General features: G+C 49.2%; 24 protein-coding genes. 10 read left to right on the top strand and 14 right to left on the bottom strand.

All coding sequences use genetic code 11. From position 1 onward, the window contains the following. Positions 1–8 precede the first annotated feature (8 nt). Both F8N00_RS03465 and F8N00_RS03460 read right to left on the bottom strand, forming a co-directional pair. The gene (locus F8N00_RS03465) at positions 9–242 is read right to left on the bottom strand and encodes a DUF4305 domain-containing protein (RefSeq protein WP_023469589.1); all 234 of its coding nucleotides are present in this window, start codon (positions 240–242) and stop codon (positions 9–11) included. A gap of 21 nt (positions 243–263) precedes the next feature. Continuing rightward, positions 264–956: a CPBP family intramembrane glutamic endopeptidase gene (locus tag F8N00_RS03460; RefSeq protein WP_023469588.1), complete on the bottom strand. Its 693-nt coding sequence runs from the start codon at positions 954–956 to the stop codon at positions 264–266. A gap of 220 nt (positions 957–1,176) precedes the next feature. Between F8N00_RS03460 and groES the strand changes: the two genes are divergently transcribed. The 4 genes from groES (at position 1,177) to F8N00_RS03440 (ending at position 4,871) form a co-directional block, all read left to right on the top strand. Continuing rightward, positions 1,177–1,461, top strand: a complete 285-nt coding sequence (gene groES, locus F8N00_RS03455) for a co-chaperone GroES (RefSeq protein ID WP_023469587.1) — start codon at positions 1,177–1,179, stop codon at positions 1,459–1,461. A 32-nt stretch (positions 1,462–1,493) separates the two neighbouring features. Continuing rightward, positions 1,494–3,134, top strand: a complete 1,641-nt coding sequence (groL, locus tag F8N00_RS03450) for a chaperonin GroEL (protein ID WP_023469586.1) — start codon at positions 1,494–1,496, stop codon at positions 3,132–3,134. A 141-nt stretch (positions 3,135–3,275) separates the two neighbouring features. Then, a complete protein-coding gene (locus F8N00_RS03445) occupies positions 3,276–3,896 on the top strand; it encodes a LysE/ArgO family amino acid transporter (protein ID WP_023469585.1) in 621 nt (206 codons plus the stop codon). Between the two features lie 36 nt (positions 3,897–3,932). Further along, the gene (locus F8N00_RS03440; RefSeq protein ID WP_075643046.1) at positions 3,933–4,871 is read left to right on the top strand and encodes a HEAT repeat domain-containing protein; all 939 of its coding nucleotides are present in this window, start codon (positions 3,933–3,935) and stop codon (positions 4,869–4,871) included. 107 nt (positions 4,872–4,978) lie between these two features. Here the strand turns inward: F8N00_RS03440 and F8N00_RS03435 are convergent, their stop codons facing one another. After that, on the bottom strand, positions 4,979–6,769 hold the full coding sequence (locus F8N00_RS03435; RefSeq protein WP_035395732.1) for an LTA synthase family protein: 1,791 nt from the start codon (positions 6,767–6,769) through the stop codon (positions 4,979–4,981). A 226-nt stretch (positions 6,770–6,995) separates the two neighbouring features. On the opposite strand from F8N00_RS03435, the gene wrbA reads away from it, so the two are divergent. Further along, complete coding sequence (gene wrbA / locus F8N00_RS03430) at positions 6,996–7,598, top strand: NAD(P)H:quinone oxidoreductase (protein ID WP_023469582.1); 603 nt, start codon at positions 6,996–6,998, stop codon at positions 7,596–7,598. 61 nt (positions 7,599–7,659) lie between these two features. Here wrbA and F8N00_RS03425 read toward each other — a convergent pair whose 3' ends face one another. Next, a complete protein-coding gene (locus F8N00_RS03425; RefSeq protein ID WP_075643045.1) occupies positions 7,660–10,092 on the bottom strand; it encodes a HAMP domain-containing sensor histidine kinase in 2,433 nt (810 codons plus the stop codon). Between the two features lie 215 nt (positions 10,093–10,307). After that, positions 10,308–11,321, bottom strand: coding sequence for a zinc-binding alcohol dehydrogenase family protein (locus F8N00_RS03420; protein WP_304465957.1), 1,014 nt, complete (start codon positions 11,319–11,321; stop codon positions 10,308–10,310). Positions 11,322–11,510: 189 nt separating this feature from the next. Between F8N00_RS03420 and F8N00_RS03415 the strand changes: the two genes are divergently transcribed. Continuing rightward, positions 11,511–11,951, top strand: a complete 441-nt coding sequence (locus tag F8N00_RS03415) for a hypothetical protein (protein WP_023469579.1) — start codon at positions 11,511–11,513, stop codon at positions 11,949–11,951. Positions 11,952–12,022: 71 nt separating this feature from the next. On the opposite strand, the gene F8N00_RS03410 is transcribed toward F8N00_RS03415, so the two are convergent. The 4 genes from F8N00_RS03410 to F8N00_RS03395 all read right to left on the bottom strand — a co-directional run bounded on the left by F8N00_RS03410 (position 12,023) and on the right by F8N00_RS03395 (position 15,105). Beyond that, on the bottom strand, positions 12,023–12,535 hold the full coding sequence (locus F8N00_RS03410; protein ID WP_023469578.1) for a PCYCGC motif-containing (lipo)protein: 513 nt from the start codon (positions 12,533–12,535) through the stop codon (positions 12,023–12,025). 76 nt (positions 12,536–12,611) lie between these two features. Next, on the bottom strand, positions 12,612–13,529 hold the full coding sequence (locus tag F8N00_RS03405; RefSeq protein ID WP_023469577.1) for a metal ABC transporter substrate-binding protein: 918 nt from the start codon (positions 13,527–13,529) through the stop codon (positions 12,612–12,614). Further along, complete coding sequence (locus F8N00_RS03400) at positions 13,526–14,371, bottom strand: metal ABC transporter permease (RefSeq protein ID WP_023469576.1); 846 nt, start codon at positions 14,369–14,371, stop codon at positions 13,526–13,528. The genes F8N00_RS03405 and F8N00_RS03400 overlap by 4 nt, the downstream gene beginning before the upstream one ends. Beyond that, positions 14,368–15,105 (bottom strand): metal ABC transporter ATP-binding protein, encoded by a 738-nt coding sequence (locus F8N00_RS03395; RefSeq protein ID WP_421017781.1) that lies wholly within the window; start codon positions 15,103–15,105, stop codon positions 14,368–14,370. Before F8N00_RS03395 ends, F8N00_RS03400 begins: the two co-directional genes overlap by 4 nt. Positions 15,106–15,335: 230 nt before the next feature. Between F8N00_RS03395 and mgtE the strand changes: the two genes are divergently transcribed. Beyond that, positions 15,336–16,688, top strand: a complete 1,353-nt coding sequence (gene mgtE / locus F8N00_RS03390) for a magnesium transporter (protein WP_035395754.1) — start codon at positions 15,336–15,338, stop codon at positions 16,686–16,688. Between the two features lie 53 nt (positions 16,689–16,741). On the opposite strand, the gene F8N00_RS03385 is transcribed toward mgtE, so the two are convergent. From F8N00_RS03385 to F8N00_RS03370, 4 genes are all read right to left on the bottom strand, one after another. Beyond that, entirely contained in the window at positions 16,742–17,392 is a 651-nt protein-coding gene (locus F8N00_RS03385; RefSeq protein WP_075643044.1) for a hypothetical protein, read from the bottom strand. A gap of 13 nt (positions 17,393–17,405) precedes the next feature. Then, on the bottom strand, positions 17,406–17,735 hold the full coding sequence (locus tag F8N00_RS03380; protein ID WP_047394390.1) for a potassium channel family protein: 330 nt from the start codon (positions 17,733–17,735) through the stop codon (positions 17,406–17,408). Positions 17,736–17,747: 12 nt separating this feature from the next. Further along, on the bottom strand, positions 17,748–19,313 hold the full coding sequence (locus F8N00_RS03375; RefSeq protein WP_075643043.1) for a sensor domain-containing diguanylate cyclase: 1,566 nt from the start codon (positions 19,311–19,313) through the stop codon (positions 17,748–17,750). 94 nt (positions 19,314–19,407) lie between these two features. Further along, complete coding sequence (locus F8N00_RS03370; RefSeq protein ID WP_023469570.1) at positions 19,408–20,241, bottom strand: SDR family oxidoreductase; 834 nt, start codon at positions 20,239–20,241, stop codon at positions 19,408–19,410. Between the two features lie 126 nt (positions 20,242–20,367). On the opposite strand from F8N00_RS03370, the gene F8N00_RS03365 reads away from it, so the two are divergent. The 3 genes from F8N00_RS03365 to F8N00_RS03355 are packed head-to-tail and all read left to right on the top strand — an operon-like array spanning position 20,368 to position 22,627. After that, the gene (locus tag F8N00_RS03365) at positions 20,368–21,123 is read left to right on the top strand and encodes a DeoR/GlpR family DNA-binding transcription regulator (RefSeq protein ID WP_075643042.1); all 756 of its coding nucleotides are present in this window, start codon (positions 20,368–20,370) and stop codon (positions 21,121–21,123) included. Further along, positions 21,120–22,169: a Gfo/Idh/MocA family oxidoreductase gene (locus F8N00_RS03360; protein WP_075643041.1), complete on the top strand. Its 1,050-nt coding sequence runs from the start codon at positions 21,120–21,122 to the stop codon at positions 22,167–22,169. The genes F8N00_RS03365 and F8N00_RS03360 overlap by 4 nt, the downstream gene beginning before the upstream one ends. Continuing rightward, positions 22,157–22,627, top strand: coding sequence for a heme-degrading domain-containing protein (locus F8N00_RS03355; RefSeq protein ID WP_075643040.1), 471 nt, complete (start codon positions 22,157–22,159; stop codon positions 22,625–22,627). The genes F8N00_RS03360 and F8N00_RS03355 overlap by 13 nt, the downstream gene beginning before the upstream one ends. Before the next feature lie 394 nt (positions 22,628–23,021). Here F8N00_RS03355 and F8N00_RS03350 read toward each other — a convergent pair. Then, positions 23,022–23,334 (bottom strand): DMT family transporter (locus tag F8N00_RS03350; protein WP_421017780.1); only part of this gene is annotated, 313 nt, incomplete at its 5' end.

The raw sequence follows: 23,334 nt of genomic DNA, 5'->3' as shown, positions 1-23,334 counted from the left end.
TCGTTTTTTTATTGTTTGTCGTTCTTTTTGTCCTGTTCCTTCTTGATCATCTTCTTTGCTGCTGCGCGGAAGCGGAAGATCAAGTAGAGACGGTAGAAGTCGATCGCGGCAAACAACGTCAGCAGGATCGTCCAGAAGTTAAAGACCGTTCCTGCTTCGACCGAGTTGTTGTAGGCGAGGAACATGAAGAGAATACCGAATATGGCATAGAATACTGCCATGAAGTTCGAGCTTTGACGCATGAAAACACGACCTTTCGTAAATTAAGACATCGCGTAGATGGCGAGTACGACGATTCCGTTGTTAAAGACATGGATGGCGATCGGAGCAATGATCCGGCGCGTCTTGACGAAGACGAGCGAGAAGACAAAACTCATCGCGACATAGATTAAAAATTTGTTGTCTTGGTGAATCAGTCCGAACAAGGCACCCGTCAAGATGAAGCTGAAGAAGAAACCGAGCTTCGAGGAGAGATTCCCGAACAGGATATGCCGGAACAAGAACTCTTCCATGATCGGTCCGAGCAGGACGACCATGACTTGAAGGAGTGGGATGACTTGGATCGCTTGGATGATCTGATCCGTATTTTGCGATTTCGCGACATTCTCGATCCCGCCTGCCATCCAGGCATCGATCAAGTTGACGCTGATCAAGAGCGCATACAGGAGCACGATCCCGATTCCGATCCATTTCAACGTATCCATCGGATCGGTTTGACGTCCCTCTGCCTTCCACTTCTGCCAATCGGGACGCAGGCAGTAGTAGGAGACGATGACGGCGACCGTGAAGCCGATCGCAAGCCACCAACCGGCGACGTCAGCAATGACGTTTTTCGGAAGGAAATACTGGAACGAACCCGGAACCAATTGGACGATCAGATAGATGATGATCGGAATGACGTGACGCTTTTGCCACTTCTCCGCCATCACGAAAGGCAGACTGATTGGATTTTTCATCGTACAGGACACAACTCCTTTGTAATGAAGGTACTGTCCCGATTGTAACAAACAAACGGTCTTGGCGCACGATTGACGATGATTCAAAGGTGTCGATTTCGGGAAAACGGATAAAGGTTCAGGCTTGAATTCAGAAGAGAAAGCGTATAAGATAAAAATATGTTAGCACTCAACTAAAGTGAGTGCTAAAAAACAGTCATTTTCAAGGAGGATGTTTCGCATGTTAAAACCACTTGGTGATCGCATCGTGATCGAAGTCGTTAAAAAAGAAGAAACAACACTCGGAGGAATCGTTCTTCCTGGGTCAGCGAAAGAAAAACCACAAGAGGGTAAAGTCGTCGCTGTCGGTACAGGCCGTGTGACAGAGCAAGGCGTACGTGTACCACTTGAAGTGAGTGTCGGAGATCACGTCATCTATGCACAATATGCCGGTTCAGAGGTCAAAGTCGACGGCAATGAATACTTAATTTTACGCGAAAGCGATATTTTGGCAGTAGCCGAGTAATTCAGTCAATCATCTAAAGGGGGATTTCAGTCATGGCAAAAGACATTTTATTCAGTGAAGAAGCACGTCGAGCAATGCTCCGCGGGGTCGACGCATTAGCGGATGCAGTCAAAGTCACGATCGGACCAAAAGGACGCAACGTCGTCCTCGAGCGGAAGTTCGGTTCACCACTCATCACGAATGATGGTGTGACGATCGCAAAAGAAATCGAACTCGAAGATCATTTCGAGAACATGGGTGCAAAACTCGTTGCAGAAGTTGCCTCAAAAACGAATGAGATCGCAGGGGATGGTACGACAACAGCGACAGTCCTCGCACAAGCGATGATTCGTGAAGGTCTTAAAAACGTTACAGCGGGCGCAAACCCGATGGTCATCCGTAAAGGAATCGAAAAAGCGGTCCGTCGCGCTGTCGAAGAGTTGCACACGATCGCAAAACCAATCGAAGGTAAAGAAGCAATCGCCCAAGTCGCAGCAATCTCAGCAGCGGACGAAGAAGTTGGTCAATTGATTGCAGAAGCGATGGAACGTGTCGGTCAAGATGGTGTCATCACGATCGAAGAATCACGCGGCTTCACGACAGAACTCGACGTCGTCGAAGGCATGCAGTTCGATCGTGGTTACGCGTCACCATACATGATTACGGATTCAGATAAGATGGAAGCGGTCCTTGAGAACCCGTACATCCTCGTCACGGACAAAAAGATCTCGAACATCCAAGAGATTCTTCCAGTCCTCGAGCAAGTCGTTCAACAAAACAAACCACTCCTTATTATCGCAGAAGACGTTGAAGGCGAAGCACTGGCGACACTCGTCGTCAACAAACTCCGTGGTACGTTCAACGCGGTAGCAGTCAAAGCACCAGGCTTTGGTGACCGCCGGAAAGCAATGCTTGAGGACATTTCAATTGTCACAGGCGCAGAATTGATCACAGAAGACCTCGGTCTTGATCTGAAAGAAACACAAATCACGCAACTCGGTCGCGCGTCGAAAGTCGTCGTCTCAAAAGACAACACGACAATCGTCGAAGGTCACGGACACGGGGATTCGATCGAAGCACGTGTCGGTACGATCCGTGCGCAAATCGAAGAGACGACAAGTGACTTCGATCGTGAGAAATTACAAGAGCGTCTGGCGAAACTCGCAGGCGGCGTAGCAGTCGTCAAAGTCGGGGCAGCAACCGAGACAGAACTCAAAGAACGCAAGCTCCGGATTGAAGATGCACTTAACGCGACACGCGCAGCGGTCGAAGAAGGTATCGTAGCAGGTGGGGGAACAGCTCTCATTCACGTTACGAAAGCCGTCGAATCGATTCTGTCGGTCTCAACAGGTGACGAAGCAACAGGTGTCAACATCGTGCTTCGCGCACTTGAAGCACCGCTTCGTCAAATCGCGGAAAACGCAGGTCAAGAAGGTTCGGTCATCGTCGAGCGTCTCAAGCATGAAGCGCCAGGAATGGGCTACAATGCGGCAACGGACGAGTATGTCGACATGATCGAGACAGGAATCGTCGATCCAGCGAAAGTAACGCGTTCAGCACTTCAAAACGCAGCGTCCGTTTCAGCGATGTTCTTAACAACAGAAGCCGTCATCGCCGATAAACCAGAACCAGCCGGATCTGCTCCTGCAATGCCTGATATGGGCGGCATGGGTGGAATGGGCGGAATGATGTAAGACATTTCATCTAAAAGTACCGAATCCTAGTAAGTAGGGTTCGGTACTTTTTGTTTGCGATAGTATACTTAATAGTTGAAAGAATTACATAAACAGTACTCGTCATTTTAGAAATAAAGATAACGAGAGAGGAGACGTCAAGTGAATGAAATTTTAAAAGGTATAGTAACGTCGGGTACGCTCATCGTCGCAATCGGCGCTCAAAATGCGTTCGTTCTTAAACAGGGTTTAATGAAAAACAATATTTTTTGGGTAGCGCTAGTATGTTTCTTATGCGATGTGTTATTGATGTGTACGGGCGTACTGGGAGTTGGTACCGTCATTAAGAATAATACGTTTGCAAATGTTGGTCTTGCGATTGTCGGAGGACTATTTCTTCTCTTGTATGGATTTAAATCTTTTCGTAGTGCATTTTCGTCATCACATACAATGGATGTTTCAACAGATTCTAAAATCATGCCCATTCACAAAACGATCTTACTCACATTAGCAATCACACTTTTAAATCCACATGTCTACTTAGATACGGTGGTCGTCATCGGTGGTATTGCTGGGACTTTGACGTTTGATCAAAAAGTCAATTTCTTGATCGGAGCCTTGATTGCCTCATTTGTCTGGTTTTTTGGATTAGGATATGGATCGAGATGGCTCATTCCTGTGTTTAAACAACCAAAAGCGTGGAAAGTACTGGATTTTGGAATAGGATGCTTAATGTTCTGGCTATCGTATCAATTAATTCAGTTTGCTCTAGAACAAAGTTAAAAAGATATTTAAAGGGTTAAGGAGCAACTACAAGATATGAAGGACGATGAGATTTTATATTTAGTTGAACAGATGTCTGATGAAGAATACCTCTATCATGAAGAAGTGAAGTGCTATACGAACGAAGGCTCACCATCCGACTTGGCTTATGAAAGAGTCCATCATTTTAGGGACGCAAATATGCTTCCGATATTGAAAACTTTACTCGACAAAGTGAAACAAGCAGAACAAAAAAAACATCTTTATTTTATGATTGGAACGATTGGTGTGAATTCGGGAGATGTTCGTGCAGGGATGTTATTGCTTGAAAAACTGGAGCAAGAGACAAAGCCGAGTCTTCTCGAAAGCATTTTGGAAGAACTAGCAAAACAACAATGCATTCCTGATACAGAACGAATTGTGAAATATATAGACGATTCTCGGTCGTCTGTTCGAGAAGCTGCGATTCGAGCATTGCGAGCCTGTCGAGATGAGATAGCAGAAGATGCGCTAATTCGTTTGATTACGACATCAAGTAACTCTTTTGATATCATGAGTGCTAATTTTGTTTTAGCCACGATTGGAACAGAACGAGCCGTTCCTTATCTGATTCCTTTATTGGATCATTCTCGAGGAGACGCGAGGCATTCGGCTCTAGCTACGCTAAGTGAACTTGGAAATAGATCAGATCTTTCAATATTTTTGCATGGACTAAAAGATCGATCTAGCAAGGTGAGAGAGTATGCGTTAGTCGCAATTGAGCGACATGGTGATGAAGCAGCGATTGAACCGGTGATCAAACGTGTACAAACATTATTGAAGCGAATGCGACAAATAAAAACAGATGAAGTCCTAATCGCTCTTCGATTTTTACATCGATACCAGCATTCCCATCAGGCGATTCCTAAACTGTTTCATTGGATCATTCAAACAAAAAGAGAAGTCTTGTTTGACGAAGAATGGCAATGGATCGAAGACCATTTTACTTGCTATTGATGGGCTCGAGGATAGGTGGAGATAACAATCAATAAACAAACCTGACCTTCTTCACGTCTAGTGAGAAGTCAGGCTTGTTTATTTTAAGAAAATCAGATGTCCTTTGATTACTCCAGTTCATTCTCCTCAATAATCTTATCCGACAGCTTTAACTGCTTACTCACATCCTTGACTTGATTTCGACAGAACTTCAGCTCAACTTTCTTTTTTGTCGAGACGTCATAGCAGGTGCCTTCACCGGATGCTTTCGTCAAATCCGCTTCATAGTAATAGTCCTTGTAGCGAAACGAACCATCACGGAAGCCGGTCAGATTCGGTTGATCATCGACGAGGGATTGTCCCATCATATAGGACGTCTTAAGATTCAATAGATCAATGATTGTTGGTGCGATATCGATCTGTCCGCCATTCTCTTTCATGACCCGACCGGTTTGCTGGTCGGGTTTTTTGATGAAGAGTGGGATGCGGCGCTCGAGTTCAAAGGCAGCAACCGGGGACGAGATATCCGCTTTTTTGCGCATCTCGCTGTCTTCATTGACAAGTCCACTATCGTGATCGCCATAAAAGATGACGAGAGACTGATCCCAAAGATCGCGTTGTTTCAACTCGTCGATCATCTTTCCGACACCGGTATCGACGTAATGGACGGTCTGATAATACCGTTTCAGCATTGGATCCTCATAACCAGATAGATCAAGCGTCTGGTCTTCCTTGTCAATTTCATACGGTGTATGACTCGTCAGCGCGACTAAAAACGAGAAGAACGGTTCTTGCAACGTCTCCATGTGATCAATCGATTCGAGGAAGAACTGTTGATCGTTCAGTGCCATGCCGATTTTCTTCTCTTTTGAATAATCCTTTTGGCTGAAGAAGTGCTTAAAACCGATGTTCTTGTAGACATCGTCACGATTCCAGAAGCCTTTTTCGTAGGCATGCATCGCTGCCGTATCGTATCCGTTTTTCTCAAGTAATGCAGGGAGCGGCTCGAATTCATTCGTCGGATATCGCGTATAGACAGAGCCTGATTTTAATGGATAAAGTGACGTGTTCGTGATGAACTCAGCGTCCGAAGTTCGTCCTTCATGCGTCTGGTGGTAGAACGACGAGAAGTAGAGTGATTCCTTCTTCAATTGATTCAGGTTCGGCGTCACTTCTTCACCGTTGATGGTCTGGTCGATGACTGAAGCCTGGAACGACTCGAGCTGCACCAGAATGATATTTGGCGTCTGCTTCGGACCCGTTGGATTCGTCTGTTCCTTTTGATTGATGCGCTGTTGTTCCTGTGCCGTCAGTCCGTCGCCGGGTCGTCCAGTCACGCCTTTAAACACATCCCATCCGTGATAACCCCAAAAGCCAAACAGGTAGTAGTCACGCATATCGGAGATCGTTGCCGTCGGTTGACGCTCTTCCGTTAGCGTCCGGTACGTCAGTAGCGAAGCAGACAAGACGATACCACTGACTGCAAGGATTCCCGCCGTCCGGCGTCGTGTTTGCTTCGTCGTCACTTCCGGTCGTTTGTGGAAAACAAAAAGCAGTAGTACAAAGATCAAACTATCAGCGAACAAGAGGAAGTCTTGCGGTACGATCAAGGCGGTGAAGCCGCTACTGACGTCACTCATCTGCGTCATCTGTGAGAGGAGCGAGACGGAGAGAAAGTCCTCGAAGTAACGGTAGTACCACATGTCGGAAGCCAGTAGAAAACTGTGCGCGAGCAGTAGACCGAGCCAGACCCAGCGGCGTTTATTCCACGGAATCAGTAACGTCCAGCTCGACAGGATCAGCATCCCGGCCAGGTTCATGAGTGTTAAATGGAGCGAAAGATCGGTCTTTGTAAAGTAACTAAACAGCATGAACTTCAGCATGCCGAGTAACAGATAAAGGGTGTAGCGAATCGCCATGGTCAGTACTCCTTACGTGTGTCGTCACACGGTCTTTACCCTAAACGTTTGATGGTGGAACGCCCAGATGTGGACAGCCATGTTCGCTTGTTCCATGATGTAGTCGAAAAATTGGTCTATATTTCCTCTTGAATTCAAACAATTGACGTTAATTTGCGCAGAAAGCGGGAATAGAAAGCGTGTACGTCCATCGTCCGTCACTGTCTTTTAAAAAAGGAGCGAAGTCATGTCAAACGTGAAACTAGCGGTCATCTATTACAGCGCAACCGGAACGAACCATCAACTTGCCTCATGGGCAAAAGAAGCGGGAGAAGCGGCAGGAGCAGAAGTCCGCCTTGCGAAAATCAAGGAGACAGCCCCAGCAGAAGCGATTGCTTCGAACCCATTGTGGCAAAAGCATGCGGATGCCACACGTGATATCGAAGAAGCGACACCGGATCTACTCGACTGGGCAGATGCGATTATCTTTAGCGTCCCGACACGTTACGGTCATGTCCCAGGACAATTCCAACAGTTCCTCGACACGACAGGCGGACTGTGGGCACAAGGCAAACTCGTCAATAAAGTCGTCAGTGCGATGTCGTCGGCACAGAATCCGCATGGCGGTCAGGAAGCGACTGTTCTCGCAGTTTATACGACGATGTTCCACTGGGGTGCAATCGTTGCGGCACCAGGTTATTCGGATCCTGTCTTGTTCGCAGCGGGCGGAAATCCATATGGTACGTCAGTCACTGTCGACCAAGACGGCAACATGGTCGAATCAGTCGAACCAGCCGTGCGCCATCAAGCGAAACGGACGGTTGAAGTGGCAAGCCGTCTTAACTCATAACATTACCTAATTTAAAAAGCGCCGGAATGCGGATTCGCATTCTGGCGCTTTTTCGTATGCATCATGTGTTTTGTGTCAACGGAAGTTCGACTGTGAACGTCGAGCCTTGCCCTTCGATCGACTCGACATGGATTTCTCCCTCATGTCCACGCGCAATTTCGCGACAGATTGAGAGCCCAAGACCAGTACCGCCGATTTGACGGGTGTCCGAATTATCGACACGATAGAATTTTTGGAACAGGTTACTCATCGCAGAAGCTGGAATCCCGATGCCCTCATCTTGAATCGCGACGGTGACACGTGACGTGTGTCGCGTTAGTTGGATATCGATCGTTCCACCAGCTGGTGAGTATTTAATCGCATTGTTGATCAGGTTACTGAACAATTGGCGAATCTTCTTCGCATCCCCTTCGACGATCAGCGGTTCGACGTTTCGGAATATTTCAATCGCATGGGAAGAAGACGACAGGCTATGCAACTGTTTCAAATCACGAATCATCGCGACGATATCGAACGGTGCCATCTCATATTCCTGACGGTTTGCTTCCATCCGTTGCAGGTCGAGGAAGTCATTGATCAACAGCGAAAGACGTTCTGTTTCCGAATGGACCGCTTCGAGATACTTCTTCTGTCGCTTCGGTGGCAGGTCACGCTGGATCATCAGCTCAGTAAAGCCATAGATCGACGAGAGTGGTGTCCGCAGTTCGTGCGAGATCGTCGAGACGAGTTCATTTTTGATTCGATCGATCTCGACTTCGTTCGTCACGTCACGTAAGACGAGTAGAATCCCGCGGAACTGTCCACCATAATGAATGCTCTCGGAATACGTCTTGATGAAGCGTCGCTCGTGATCGATCGAGAAGGTGATTCCTTCACCGATTTCTCGTTTCACGAACGTCTTTTTCAAGTAACGTTCGAATTCCGGTAGTTGGTCGACGCGATGCTTGAGTTGAACGACAGACGGAGTGATGTTCATCAGTCCGTTCTCATCGAGGCTGTCATCTACCGGATGATCGAACAGGTCAAGTAACGGTCGATTGATCAATTGAATATCGCCTTCGGGTTCGATATAGACGATCGATTCACGAATCGAGTTCAATAGTCGCGCCGTTTTTTCCCGTTCGCGTTCAATCTCGTCGAACGTCCGCATCCGCAAGAGTGACAATGCCAGCTGGCGCGCGAAAGCGGCTAGTTCCTCCTGCTCGTAACGATCAAACCGATCCTGATCGCGGGACAAGAAGATATAGGCGATGATCTCATTTTGACTCGGATCAAGAACCGGTGTGACAGCGCGTGCGACTTCGTCCTCGAACTGTGTATGCGGTCGTTTATCTTGTCGCGACTCACGCAATAACGGCTCAATCGTTGGCATCCAATCCTCGACTGTGAGAGGTGTCTGTGGATAAAAGACGATATCGATGACTTTTGTTCCTTCTTTAAAGATCAGTGCGCCTTGATCAGACTGCGTGATCTCAACCATCTTTTGGATGACAGAAGGATAAGCACTGATGCTATCACGCGACGCAAGTGTCTCCGTCAATTGATTACGTAGCCGTAAATGGGACTCGTTCCGTTGCGTCAGTTTCAACGCATCTTCGAGATTAACGTTCGTCGACATCAATTGGTGTTTGTTTTCAATCAAGGCTGTCGCCATCTGATGGAACGATTTACTCAATTCACCGATCTCGTCAGCACGGTTGAGCGGAATCAACGGTAACGTATGCTCACCACTTGCAAGGAGCTTGCTCTCCTTGCTGAGAAGGTGGATTTGTCGCGTCGTCCGTTCGATGAACGGGCGGACGATCAGCAAGATAACAAGGAACAATACGAGCAGATTGACGAGCCAAATCCACTCAGCATACTTTGTCTGGGTGACAAGTTGTTCTTTTGCACCGAGTTCTTTCGCGCGAAGACTACTCCGATAGTTCGTGAATGTGCTCTCCATCGTGTTGACACTTTTACGCATCGTCTCACTGTTTGAGGCATTCATCTTGAATTTCCGATTCGGATCCCGTGGTACTTGTGGCATCATCGCCTTCAGACTTGGCATCTGCAAGAAACGTTCGTCAATCTTTCCTTCTTGTTTTGCTTGGACATATTTAATTAAGCTTGGCATGACGAAATTGGTATAAGAATTATAGAGCGAACGAATATCAGACGCATAGATTTGATCCGCCTTGTAGAGACGATTTTTCTCAAACCAAGCCGTCTGTTGTTCGAGTGAGGCTTTTTTTTCATCAATCACGTCGAGCACGGCATCGTCACCGAAGACGATATAACCCCGCATCTCGTATTGAAGGGACTGCCAATCGTCCCAAAGTTTTGTCGCTCGATCTTCGCGCAAGCTGATCGCATCGAGCTCTTGTTTCGCATCCGTGACTTGGTGGTTCGTGTAAAAATAAGCAGCCAGGGAAGAGATCGATAGTGTAATAAGAATGAGATAAAACGACGACATGATCTGTCGGCTGATCTTTTGATTGAACCATTTTCGCATATGGATTATGGATGCTCCTTTGTCTATGTGAGTCAAGCGTCGATTAGATGTATTACGTTGGAATATTTGTTACCGTAATCGTACATTTTTTAGACGAATAAATATAGTCATAATGCTTAAAATATCTTCAAAGTAAGAGATACAGGTTCACAAAGAAAACTTAGAACGACAAAAAAGCAGGACGGGATTTTACTCCCAACCTGCTCCGATGCCCATTAATGATGTTCGACGACGATCTTCCCAATCGTTTTTCCGCTCTCGACGAGACGGTGTGCTTCTTTCAGATTGTCAGCGTTCATGCCGATTAACGTCTGTGTCACCGTCGTCTCAAGTGTATGCTCTTCGATCCATGCTGCGACTTGCGTCAGAATCTCATGTTGGCGGATCATGTCCTCTGTCGCAAACAGCGGACGCGTGAACATGAACTCCCAAACGAACGTCGCACTCTTTTGTTGGAGCGCACTTAAATCGAGTTTTTGATCCGTCTCGACGATGCTACAGATTTTCCCTTGTGGTGCAATTACATCGACCATCGTCTCAAAATGTTGGTCCGTCGCATTGAGACAGAAGATATAGTCGACGTATTTGTAACCGAGGGCTTCCAGCTGAGGACGGAATGCCTCGTGGTGATTGATCGTATGATGTGCACCGTGTTCCTTCGCCCAATCAATCGTCTCGTCACGCGACGCCGTTCCGATGACGGTCAGCCCAGCGTGATTCGCGAGTTGTGTCGCGATTGAACCGACACCACCAGCAGCTCCAATGATGAGAATCGTCTTCTCGAGATTCGACTTAGCGTCAAACGTCAATCCGAGACGATCGGTCAATGCTTCATAAGCTGTCAGCGTCGTCAACGGGAGAGCAGCGGCTTCACTGAACGTCAACCGTTCCGGCTTTTTGGCGACGATCCGTTCATCAACGAGTTGGAAGTCACTGTTTGACCCAGGGCGCTGAATCGCACCGGCATAATAGACTTCATCACCGACTTGGAAGAGGGAGGCATCATCGCCGACTTCAATGACGACTCCGGCTGCATCGTAACCGATGACCTTCGGGGCGTCTTCGTCTTTCCCGTGAGCACGGACTTTCGTATCGACCGGGTTAACCGATACGGCTTTGATTTCAACCAATAAATCGTGTCCGGTTGCTTCCGGGCGTGGCAGTTCTAAATCAATCAGACTCTCTTGTTCCGTTAGTGGTAAGTGTCGGTGGAAACCGACAGCGGACATGTTCGACATCGACAATCATCCTTTCCAGATAGGAATCGTTTCTCTCCATCTGTTCCACCCCCGCTCGGTCTTAAAACCAATTGCGAAACTTTGAAAACCGATTCCCCTTCTGTCGTCAACGTAAGAATGCTGGATAGATATGGTAGCATATGAGAGTAGCTATCAACTTTTGAGAAGGAGCGATTTTGTATGTATGACGTCATCTCTCTACCGGCAGGACCGACTCAAGTCACGATTGAACGTTACCTCGTCCATGCGCATCCGCACCCACGTCCGTATCGACCCGCGCGTTTGATTGCCTTGCGTCAAAGTGGTGGCGTCATGCATCGACTGTATCGCACGGAGCGGGAAATCGTGCTCTCTCCGCACGAGGCACTTGCCCCACAAGTCCAGCGGCTCTCGTTCTCGCAACAGGAGCGTGTCCTAGCGTATATCGAAGAACGTCGCGCGAGCTTCGGTTTTGATGAAGGGGAGGAATACAAATTTTACTTACTCGAAGTGGCATACGAGCTCCGTCATCTGCCACGAACGGATCGACCGATTCGGGCGCATACGTACTATCAACTGGATGAGCTGTTGTCGGGTCGGCCGCTCGTCTTGCGAGCTAGAAGTCAAGAGCGCTCCACATGAGACAGAAAAACGGAACATGAAAAAGCAGTCCGCCTTTCCTGACGTTCATCGCGAGGAGGGCGGACTGTTTATTAAAGTGCCGGAGTTGGCGTCGGTGTGACACCGGTCTTCTTATAAGCTTGATCGATGGCAGTCCGGATTTCCTTGACGGAGCTACCTTTTTGATAAGCAACGATCGACTGTGCTGCGATATCGAGACAGGTGCCGCACGTGATGCCGTGCGTCGTCCAGGTCGTGGAACTAGCAGTCTGCTCTTCGATGAAGCAGTCATAGTTGCTTGTATGACCAGCAGATTCACCGCAACCACAATAACAAGGCATCTTCTTCAAGAGATCAGGATGTTTAGCGACGGAGCGGTAAATCGTTTGGATCGACTCATCCTGTTCGTTCAGAAAAGCGGGTAACGTGTCTGGTCCCGCGGTCTTCTCGAGTTGATCACCAGCACCGTGGCTGGCATGGTCAGCATGATCTCCGTGATTCGTCTGTTCTGTCTTCGGAGCACCCGTTTGATCAGCTGTTCCGCATGCAGCGAGCAACAGGCTGATACTGAGGGGAAAGGCGTAACGATATAGTCCTGTTTGCATAATGTGCCTCTCTTTCATCGTCTTGCCTTCATTATAAGGAAAGACGTATCGAGAAGGCGTGACGATTTGTTGACGCTTACTTGGCGAGTGCTTCCGTGATCGTCTCGATGTTTGCTTGCATCATGCTGTAGTAAGTGTCGCCATCCTTACCCGGTGCACCGAGTGAGTCAGTGAAGAGAGTACCACCGATCGGAACACCAGTCTCCCTTGAGACGGTTTCCATGCTCCGCCGATCGACGCTCGTTTCGACGAACAGGACAGGGATATCTTGCTCCTTGATCGTATCGACGATCCGGCGGACTTGAGCCGGAGTTCCTTGATTATCTGAGTTGATCTCCCAAATATAATCCGCTTTGACGTCATAGGCAGTTCCGAAGTATTTGAAGGCTCCTTCGCTCGTGACGAGATGACGTTCTGCTTTCGGAATAGCGGCAAACTGCTTTTTCGCTTCCTGATCAAGCGTCTGCAATTTTTTAATATAGGCATCGGCATTTTTTTCGTAGTCGGCTTTGTGCTTCGGATCTTCCTTGATTAATGCCTGCTTGACGTTTTCGACGTAGCGAATCCCATTGCTTATATCGAGCCACGCATGCGGATCAGTCTCCGATTCTTTGCCCTTCGTCGTCAGGTATTTCGGTTCGACGCCTTTGCTTAAACGATAGACTGGTGCGTCAGACGCGTCTTTGCCAGTCGTTGCCCGGAGTTTATCGAACCACGCACCGCCGGCTTCCAGGTTCAACCCGTTGTAGAAGACGACGTCAGCATCTGCCATCGCTTGTACGTCTGCTGGAAGTGGATCATACTCGTGCGGGTTTGCCCCGATCTTGACCATGCTGTGGACATCGACATGTTCACCACCGACCTCACGTGCGAGGTCAGCGAGAATCGAATATGTCGCAACGACCTTCAGCTTCCCGTTATCTTCTGCAGGTGTCGAACAAGCAGCAAGCAAGACCGTGCTGAGGAGGACGAACAGAAAAAGTTTTAATTTCATACAGTAGACTCCTTTCGTTTCCGGTGACGCATCAGACCGTGACGTGGTGAGAAGACGAAGACGAGGGCGAACAACGTCGTCGCGACGAGGACGATCGACGCACCGGAAGATAGATTATAGGTAAAGCTGAAATACAGTCCGATGATGGCGGACAACGTACCGAAGCCTCCCGCTAGGAACAGCATCCGTGAGAGGCGGTTCGTCAGTAAATACGCGGTCGCTGCCGGTGTGATCAGCATCGCGACGACGAGGATGATGCCGACGGTCTGAAGTGAAGCGACGGTGACGAGTGTTAGTAACGTCATCAGTCCGTAATGAATCCAACGCGTCGATAGTCCATAGGCTTGCGCCATCGTCGGATCAAACGAGCTGATCAGCAACTCTTTGTAGAACAAGAAGATTCCACCGAGGACGATCAATCCGATGATGACGGTCATCCACATGTCGCTCGGACGGACCGCGAGGACGTTACCAAACAGAATGTGATAGAGATCGCTACTGCTACGCAAGAACGAAATCAGGATGATCCCGAGGGCGAAGGCGGATGTGAACATGATTCCGATTGCCGTATCGTTCTTGATGCGACTGTTCTGGCTAACGAAGCCGATTCCGAGTGCGGTCACGAGACCCGTCACGACAGCACCGATCAGGAAGTTGATTCCGAGTAGATAGGAAATCGCAACACCAGGTAAAACGGCGTGCGAGATTGCATCCCCCATCAACGACATTCCGCGAAGGATGATGAAACAGCCGATCACACCACAGATGATGCCGACCATGACGGCGGTGATCATCGCTTTTTGTAAGAACTCATACTGAAGTAATGCCTCGATGAACGTCATCCTTGTCCCTCCTTGCGTCGTTCGAATAGCGGTAAGCCATACGCTGGTTCGAGCCATTCCGGTGTCAAGATATCAGACGGTGGACCGACAGCGATCAGTTGTTTGTTCAACAGCATCAATGTGTCGAAATAGTCTTCTGCTTTATGCAAATCATGGTGGACGACGACAATCGTCCGCCCTTCGGCTCGGAGTGTCCGTAAGAGCTCGATGATCATCTGCTCACTCGCGACATCGATGCCGACGAACGGTTCGTCCAGCAATAGTAGCTCTGCTTCTTGGGCAAGGGCACGCGCCAGAAAGACCCGTTGTTGCTGTCCGCCTGACAGTTCACCGATTTGGCGTTCAGCATGATCGGACATACCGACGCGTTCGAGACAATCCATGGCGAACGCTTTTTGTGCTTTCGATGGTCGTTTGAATAAGCTGAGCTTCGGATAACAGCCCATCAACACGACGTCCTGCACACGAACCGGGAAATCCCAATCAATTGCACTTCGTTGTGGAACATAAGCGACGCGTGACCGGACGTCTTCGAGTGATTGGTCGAGCACGCGTAACTGCTCGATACGAGCCGGGATCAGACCGAGGACGGCTTTTAAGAATGTGGATTTACCAGCACCGTTCGGTCCGATGATGCCAATCAACGAAGCGACCGGGAGGCGAACGGACACTCCGTCGAGTGCATGGGTATCAAAATAAGAGACGGTGAGACGATCAACGTCAAGGGCGTACATGAATGATCACTCCTTTGGTTTTGTGGTATATAGAAGGAAAGTTTCCTTAGGGCAAAAAAAAGGGTAAAAATTTTAACTCCAATCACTGGAAAAAGATTCGGTCTACAAATAATGTTTCCTTAAGGCAAACTTTAAAGCCATAGGAAACAGATGTCAACTGTTTTTCGATATCGATCGCGAATCAACTCGTGCTAAGATGAAAAGGCAGAATCGTAATGGGGGTGAGGAGATTGCGTCAGACAGCAGAACAACAATGGAAGTGGTTATTGCTCGATGCGCTCGCGAAGGAAAAGCGGGAGCAAGCACAGCAAGTCATCGAAGAGGTCTATCCGTATGATATCGCGCAAGTGTATGAAGAGTTGGGCGAAGACGATCAGGCACGACTCCTCGACTATCTGGATCACGAGCGATTGGCGGATGTCCTCGAGGAGCTCGAAGGGGAGCAACGTCTCGCCGTCTTACGTCGTTTAGACGTCGAGCGTGCCGGGCACGTCCTCGATTTAATGGAGAACGATGACGTCGCGGATTTACTCGAGGAACTGGGACCGGAAGAGACTGACCGCTTGCTTGGAAGCATGCGGACGGACGAGGCTCTGATCGTCCGCAATCTCTTGACGTATCCACCGGAAACGGCAGGGCGCTTGATGACGAACCGGTTCATCTGGGTCGGAGAGGATTTCACGGTCGGTGAGACAGTCGAGAAGATGCGCGACTACATCGAATATTCGGAGACGATCAACTATGTCTACGTCGTCAATCAACTCAGTGAACTCGTTGGTGTCATCTCATACCGGGATGTCATCTTAGCTGAAAACACGGAACGGATTAGTGACGTCATGGAGACGAAGGTGATTCGGGTAGCGGCAGAGACCGATCAGGAAGAGGTCGCGCAACTGTTCGAACGCTATGATCTCGTCTCGTTACCCGTCGTCGAGGGCGACATTCTCGTTGGATTGATCACGGTCGATGATGCGCTTGACGTCTTACGGGAAGAAGCAAACGAAGACATCGAGAAACTCTCGGCATCCGGTAAATCGATTGATTTCGAGACGAAGCCGTGGATTGCTGCGACCCGTCGCTTACCGTGGCTCGTCTTGCTACTGTTCATCGGGCTCGTCTCTGGATCAATCATCAGTCAGTTCGAAGAGACGCTCTCAAAAGTCGTCGCGCTCGCCTTCTTCATGCCGATGATTGCTGGTATGACCGGAAATACCGGTACCCAATCGCTCGCGGTTGTCGTCCGCGGATTGATCACGCGTGAAGTCGATAAGCGGGTCGCGACTCGGTTGATCCTACGGGAGCTCTGGGTTGGTTTAATCATTGGTGTCATTTGTGGTATCTTGATCGCCGTCATCGCCTACGTCTGGCAAGGAAGTGCCGTCTTAGGACTTGTCGTCGGCAGTTCGCTCGTCATCACGTTGATCTTTGGGACACTTGCTGGAACAATCATTCCGCTCATCTTACATCGCCTAAAGATTGACCCAGCAATCGCATCCGGACCATTGATCACGACGTTGAACGATATCTTATCGCTCCTCGTCTACTTCGGGATTGCAACGGCATTCATTAGCCGCTTGATGTAAAAAAACCGAACCGATTCATCTTCGTCAAGAGGAAGGGAATCGGTTCGGTTTTTTCATGTGTGATCATGCGTCGTGCGAATCCAGATCGCGAGTGGACCAACGTCGTCAAAGCCGGATTCAAGCGCTGTGATCAGGTGATCGCCATACTCGTAACCGACGAGCGATTGACCGGGAAAATGTGCTGAACTCAAACGTGCGATATCATCCCATAAGCGTTCGTCGAGGTAATCGGAATTGACGTACGTCAGTCCGGTCGTCACTTGATTCGAGTAGGCGATGCAACTTGCTTGTTGCGCCTCCGAATAGAAGAAGCGGACAGCGGGATGTTGCCATAACGTTGTGGGCAACTCCGGTGTTGCCTGGATAGCCTGGAAGCGAGCGAACTGATCGAGATCCGTCACGACGGACCAATCGACGGGAAGAGCACGGCGATCGAGTATGGCAGGGCGGGTCATCCATTCCGCTGTGAACAGATGACTGAGACCGGCACTCGAGAAATCATAGCTTGCCGTGCAGTCCTTGATACTGTAGACATCCGTGACACCAATTCGCTGATGGGGAAGCCGGACCATCAGTTCCGGATAATAGCTCGGTACGCTTCCTTGAGCGTGCCAGGTCGAATCAGTTTCCGTCACCCGGCAACCGGCTGACTCACAGACGAGGCGACACCAATCGAAATTATTTTGGATGGCAGCTTGGCGCATGGATCATTCCCCCTTATTCATCCTCCGGTTGTTTAATCAGGACATACGATAACGTGGCAATCAGTGTTAAGAACAGCCCGCAGCCGATCGTGATATATGCCATCGTAAAGACCTTACCGAGCGTCGTCGTTGGAACGAATGTTGGATGCCCAACCGTACTTAGTGTCGTGATACAAAAGTAAAGTGCATCCACCATCGACAGGTTTTCTTCCGTGCTATAGAAGATCGTTCCAGAGACGAGCGTCAACAGGCAGAGAATCAATAGACCACGAAAGTAAGATAAGTGAAAGGCGCGGCGCAATCCCTTGAATAAGCGTGAAAAAATCGTCAGTACAGAAATCATGGAATCTCTCCTTTAGGATCGTTGCGTCGAGTCCATCGTATCATGAATGAAATAATCGTTCTTTCCGGCATGTTTGACGCGATACATCGCTTGGTCAGCATGCTGAATCAGCGTGTCGAGATCGACGCCGTGATTGGGTGAGTAGCTGAGTCCGATGCTCGTTCGGATTTCAATGGTTTCTTCAGCGAACCGGTAAGGGTTGTCTTGCAAGTACGTCAACAAATTCGCAGCATAGGCATGGAGCGTAGCGACAGACGGATGACGATAGAGTAAGAAGAATTCGTCGCCACCGACACGGGCAGCGAACCCATTCTGTTCCGCATGATGTTCTAGTAGGCGAGCGATATGAATCAAGAAGGCGTCACCGATTTGATGTCCATACGTATCGTTGATGGCTTTGAAACCATCGAGGTCGACGACGATGATCGCGATATGATCAAGCTCGAGTAACTCTTGCGCTGCACGTTCATAAAAGCTCCGGCGATTCGCAATCTTCGTCAACGGATCGTGGTAGGCGAAGAAACGAATCGTCTGCTCCGCTTCCTTGAAGGACTGGATATCACGAATCAACAGCATCCCGTGCAGCTCTTGTTCGATGAAGACGAAATCGGCATCCATGACGACGTAGCGTTCTTGTTGTTGTGCTGTCAAAATCTTCGTCTCGAATTCATTGAACTTACGTTGCGATAAAAAGTGCGTCATATAATGCAGCGACCAATCGGCTTGTTTTTTATCCGGCAAGTAGGTCGAAAACGTACATGCCGTTAAGTCATCGGTCTCAAACAGCCGATGAGCGGCTGGGTTGGCACTCTCGATTCGTCCATCCCGGTCGAGCAGCAGGATTGCCGAAGGATTCAAATTGTAGAGCGTCGCGAAACGCTTCTGATAGGACGCGAGATAATCGAATCGGCGCATTGCGATTGCCAGTGCTCCTGCCCAGAACAAACCGCCATACATATAGGCATACGGTGGCATGATGCCGTAGAACGACCAGTAGCCGAAGACGATATCCCACGCGAGAACGAGAATCGCGACACTGAGTAAGACGTTGATAATGCCACGACGCGCATCTTTCAAGTGTGTCCGTGCGTACACGAGCAGACCGATGACGAGGAGATGGAAGATGTTCCCGATCGTCATCGTCACTAGATATTGTGTGTTGAATTCAGGATAGATGAACTGTCCGACCTGTGTGAATTGCTGACTGTTGATGACGTTCGTCTGGAATACGTATGTCGTCAGCACGACGCCCATCGGAAGATAGAAGATCCATGGGTACAGTAAACGTGGCATTCGTTTCCACAAATTCGAGACGCGAAAGATGAAGTGGAGCGATGTACTGAAGACGATCAGACCAGCATTTCCGAACCAGTAGGTCACGAATGCCGGACTAAACTCGATCGGGGAGGCATTCCGGAAAAATTCACCAAGGAACAACATCCCGTAAGCGAACGTGAATAAGCTAAGCAGTCGGTGTTGCGGACGTGATGGATTGCGTAAAAATATATCAATCGACATGTAGAACATGATGAAGGTCGGAATCAGATAGACGATCGTAAAAAGAAACAAGGATGGCATGGCGTTCCGCCCTTCTAGATAATTTTTAGGTAGATAGTCTCAGTATAGTGGGCGAAGATTGCTTAGGCGGATTGAAATTTCAAAAAAAGGGAAATCAGTCGAGATTTAATGTCAGTCGTCGTATTTTGGCGATCCCTTCGAGACCTGACGGATCATGATGTGTCTTATGGGCGACGAAATGTTCATCGGCTTCTGTCGTCCGGATCCGTAACGGACGTTCGTCACGGTGGACGACCTCGAAGATCACCTCAGCCAGAGCTTCTGCCGATTGGCGATCGGCATGTCGCGTCCGATACGTCTGCAAATAGGCCGTGATGATCGGTTTGAAGTCGTCTTCGTGTAAGCCGCCCGTCCGTTCGAGTTGATCGAGCACAGTTGCGGTAAAGTTCGTCTCGACGGCGGCTGGTTCAATCAGGGTGACGTCGATGTTGAAGTACGGTTTATAGTAGGTCGCAAGACTTTCGAACAGCCCTTCGATCGCAAACTTACTGGCACAATACAGTTCATTCATCGGTTGACCGACGAGACCACTGACGCTTGAAGTCGCGAGTAAGTGACTACCGTCCGGTGCTTGTTTGAGTAAGGGGAGACAAGCTTCGATCGTTCGGATGACACCGAAGACGTTCGTTTCGAAGAGTTGCTTGATTTCATAACTCGTCGCTTGACCGAGTGCGCGCAGCAAACCATGACCGGCATTACAGAACACGACGTCGAGATGATCGACTTCTTGTTCAATTTGACGAACGGCTGCTTTCACGCTTGTTTCATCCGTCACATCGAGCGGCAAGAAGGTAAGCGTCGGTAATGACACGGTCATTTCGTCTGGACTCCGGACACCAGCGTAGACGAACCATCCGGCGTCTGCGAATCGCCGCGCCGTTGCAAGACCGATACCGGAAGAAGCACCCGTGATCAACATCGTTTGCATATCAATTCCTCCGTTCTGAAAGTAGTAGTCTTCTATTATTTACCCGAATTACTGTTGAACTATTTGCATTAAAATTGCATATTGTAATGAAAAAACTTAATATAAAGAAAAAGGAGGCAGGAATCGATGGGGCAAATCGAACGGTTGCAACAGATGCGGGAATGGATCAAGACGAGTCCTGAAATTTCGCTCGATCAATTGATGCAGGAGTATCAGATTTCACGAGATACTGCACGTCGTGACGTCATCGTCCTCGAACAAGAAGGGGAGATCATTCGCGTTAAGAATGGATTAGTCCGTGCTGGTGGAACGCTTGCATATGAACAGCGGACAGAGAAACCGGAAAAACGGCGGATCGGGCAGCGTGCAGCGCGTCACGTCCAAGCGAACGATCGCTTATTGCTCGATGCTGCAACGACGGTATCTGAGATGGCACGAGCACTTCCGCCATATCCACTACAAGTCATCACGAACTCCCTCGATATCGCAGACTATGTCGGAGCTCGCACGGATATTGAGCTGTACGTCACGGGAGGACGTTTCGACCGGCATGCGCGTAGCTTGAGTGGGATCAAGACGGCAGACGACATCCTGAATTATCAAGTTGATTGTGTTTTTCTTGGAGCATGTGGATTGACGGAAGAAGGACTTTTTGCGGAACAACTCGAAGAAGCGGTCGTAAAGAAAGCGATGATTCGAAGTGCGACCCGTGTCATCGTCCTCGCAGACCATACGAAATTCAATAAGCGTTTTTTTCATAAGGTCTGTGACTGGGAGCAAATCGATGTGCTCGTTACCGATCAAGTTCCAGATGCAACGTGGCAAGAACGACTAGATCATTATCATGTCGATCTCGACGTGACAGAGGAGGAAACAACATGAACCCGATTCAAACAACGCTCGTCGGATTCGGCTTTTCAGCGGTGACGTTCCACGTTCCGTTCTTACAGGCATTACCGGCATTTGAAGTGACACAAGTCGTCTCCAGTCGACCGGAACAGGTAGCGCGCTATTTCAGTGAGGCGACGGTCGTCGCGACACTTGCTGAAGCCTTACAGGATGAGAACACGGAGCTCGTCATCATCACGACACCAACGGCACTCCATTTCGAAATGGCAAAACAAGCGATTGAAGCAAAAAAGCACGTCTTACTCGAAAAGCCGGCTGTCGTAACAATCGAAGAAGCACTGGCGCTGCAAACGTTAGCGAAACAACACGGCGTTCAAGTCGCCGTCTATCAAAATCGTCGCTTTGACGGTGACTTCCTGACACTTGAACAATTGATGGAAATGAACGAGATCGGCGACTGGCAAGTCATCGAATCACGCTTTGATCGCTATCGCCCGGTCGTTCGGGAACGCTGGCGGGAACAAGCGGGAAGTGGCGCCGGCATCCTGTTTGATCTCGGCTCACACTTACTCGATCAAGCACTTGCCTTATTCGGAGAACCTGATGCACTCACGGGCGACGTCTACCTGCAACGTGACGGTGCTGTCGTCGATGATGGTTTCCATATCACGTTGCACTACGGGACGCGTCGTGTCATTCTCCGTTCGACGTCCTTCATTCAAGGACCAACACCACGTTTCGAGTTTCATGCGACGCGCGGCAGTTACATTAAATACGGAATGGACCCGCAAGAAGGACGGCTTGCGAAAGGTCATCCGGTGAACGAACAGCTCGGTGAAGATGAAGTAGATTCCTACGGTTACCTTCAAATCGCTGATCAGCCAGTCGAGCGTCTCGCGACACTTCCAGGCAGTTATGCGACGTTTTATGAACAGTTGGCGGAAGGACTTCGCAGGGGACGAGTACCTGTCGATTTACGCGACGCGGAAAAAACGATGCGTTTGATTGAAGCAGTACGTATCAGCAGTGATGAAGGACGACGCCTCTTACGAAAGGAATGGGATGCATGGAAGAATTGAAGGTGTTGCTAGCGGAAGAGGACGAACTCGTCTTGACGTCCTTGACGAATACGGAAGCGATCGGGATGGGACATGAATTGATCGGACGGGCGATGAAGGAGAACTTATCGATCGCCGTTGAAATCAAACGGAATGGACAGCGTTTATATTACGCGGCGCTCGACGGTACGGCACCGGATCAGGAAGAGTGGATCCGCCGGAAATCGAACGTCGTCTTACGGCATGGCTATAGCTCGCTCTACATGCGTCGGTATAATGAGAGTAAACATCGCTCGTACCACTCGATGTATGCGGTCTCGCCATCTGATTATGCCGATGCCGGTGGATCGTTCCCGATCCGGATCGAAGGAGTCGGTGTCGTTGGTACGATCACCGTTTCCGGTCTATCGCAGGAAGCAGATCATCGTCTTGCGACGGAAGCGTTGCGCTTACTTAAGAGACAACAGCTGGGGCAATAAGGTATTTATAAAATACAAGTGTTGATTCTCGTGCAAGACTTCGCTTTCCGCGGGCGGAAGGCGAGCCTCCTCGCCGCATTCGCGCCTACGGGGTCTCACCCATTCCGCTTTTCCCGCAGGAGTCTTCGTCTTGCACGTTCATCAACGGATCGTTCGACACGAAAAAACCGAAATGCTGAAGTGAATATACTTCAGCATTTCGGTTTTTTATGTTCTATTTTGATAGATCATGAGAAACAGCAGGACTCACGTTGTTCACGCAATTCCTACAGGAAAAAGCGCAAGATTTTGCGCTGTCAGAGATAAACAAGACCCGGGTCGGCTGTCACTGACAGCCGAGACTGGCTTGTGTCTCGACTGAGGAAAGCGCGTGAACGAATCGTGAGGACAATCGTTACGATGCCATCGAATCAGATGAAGCCGACACGTCTTTACGTGTGTTCCCGCGATAGACGAAGTAAAGCGCAGCAAGCATCGTAAGCAGACCAAGCAGACGTTTTCCGTTGAGCGGAACGACGACGCCACCGAACGCACCGATGTGATCAATGACCATACCTGCTGCGAGTTGACCGATGACGGTCGCGATACTAGCTGCCGTGACACCGATTTGCGGGACAGCAAGAATCGTCAGGAAGAGATAACTGACGCCGAACAAGACGGCACTGAGTTGCCAACGTGGTGCTTCAAGCAAGAGCAAGACGTTCCCT

Source organism: Exiguobacterium sp. A1_3_1, assembly GCF_048985645.1.
Taxonomy (GTDB): domain Bacteria; phylum Bacillota; class Bacilli; order Exiguobacteriales; family Exiguobacteriaceae; genus Exiguobacterium_A; species Exiguobacterium_A indicum.
Note: the sequence above shows the minus strand (reverse complement) of the source record. Positions and strands in the feature narration are given on the sequence as shown.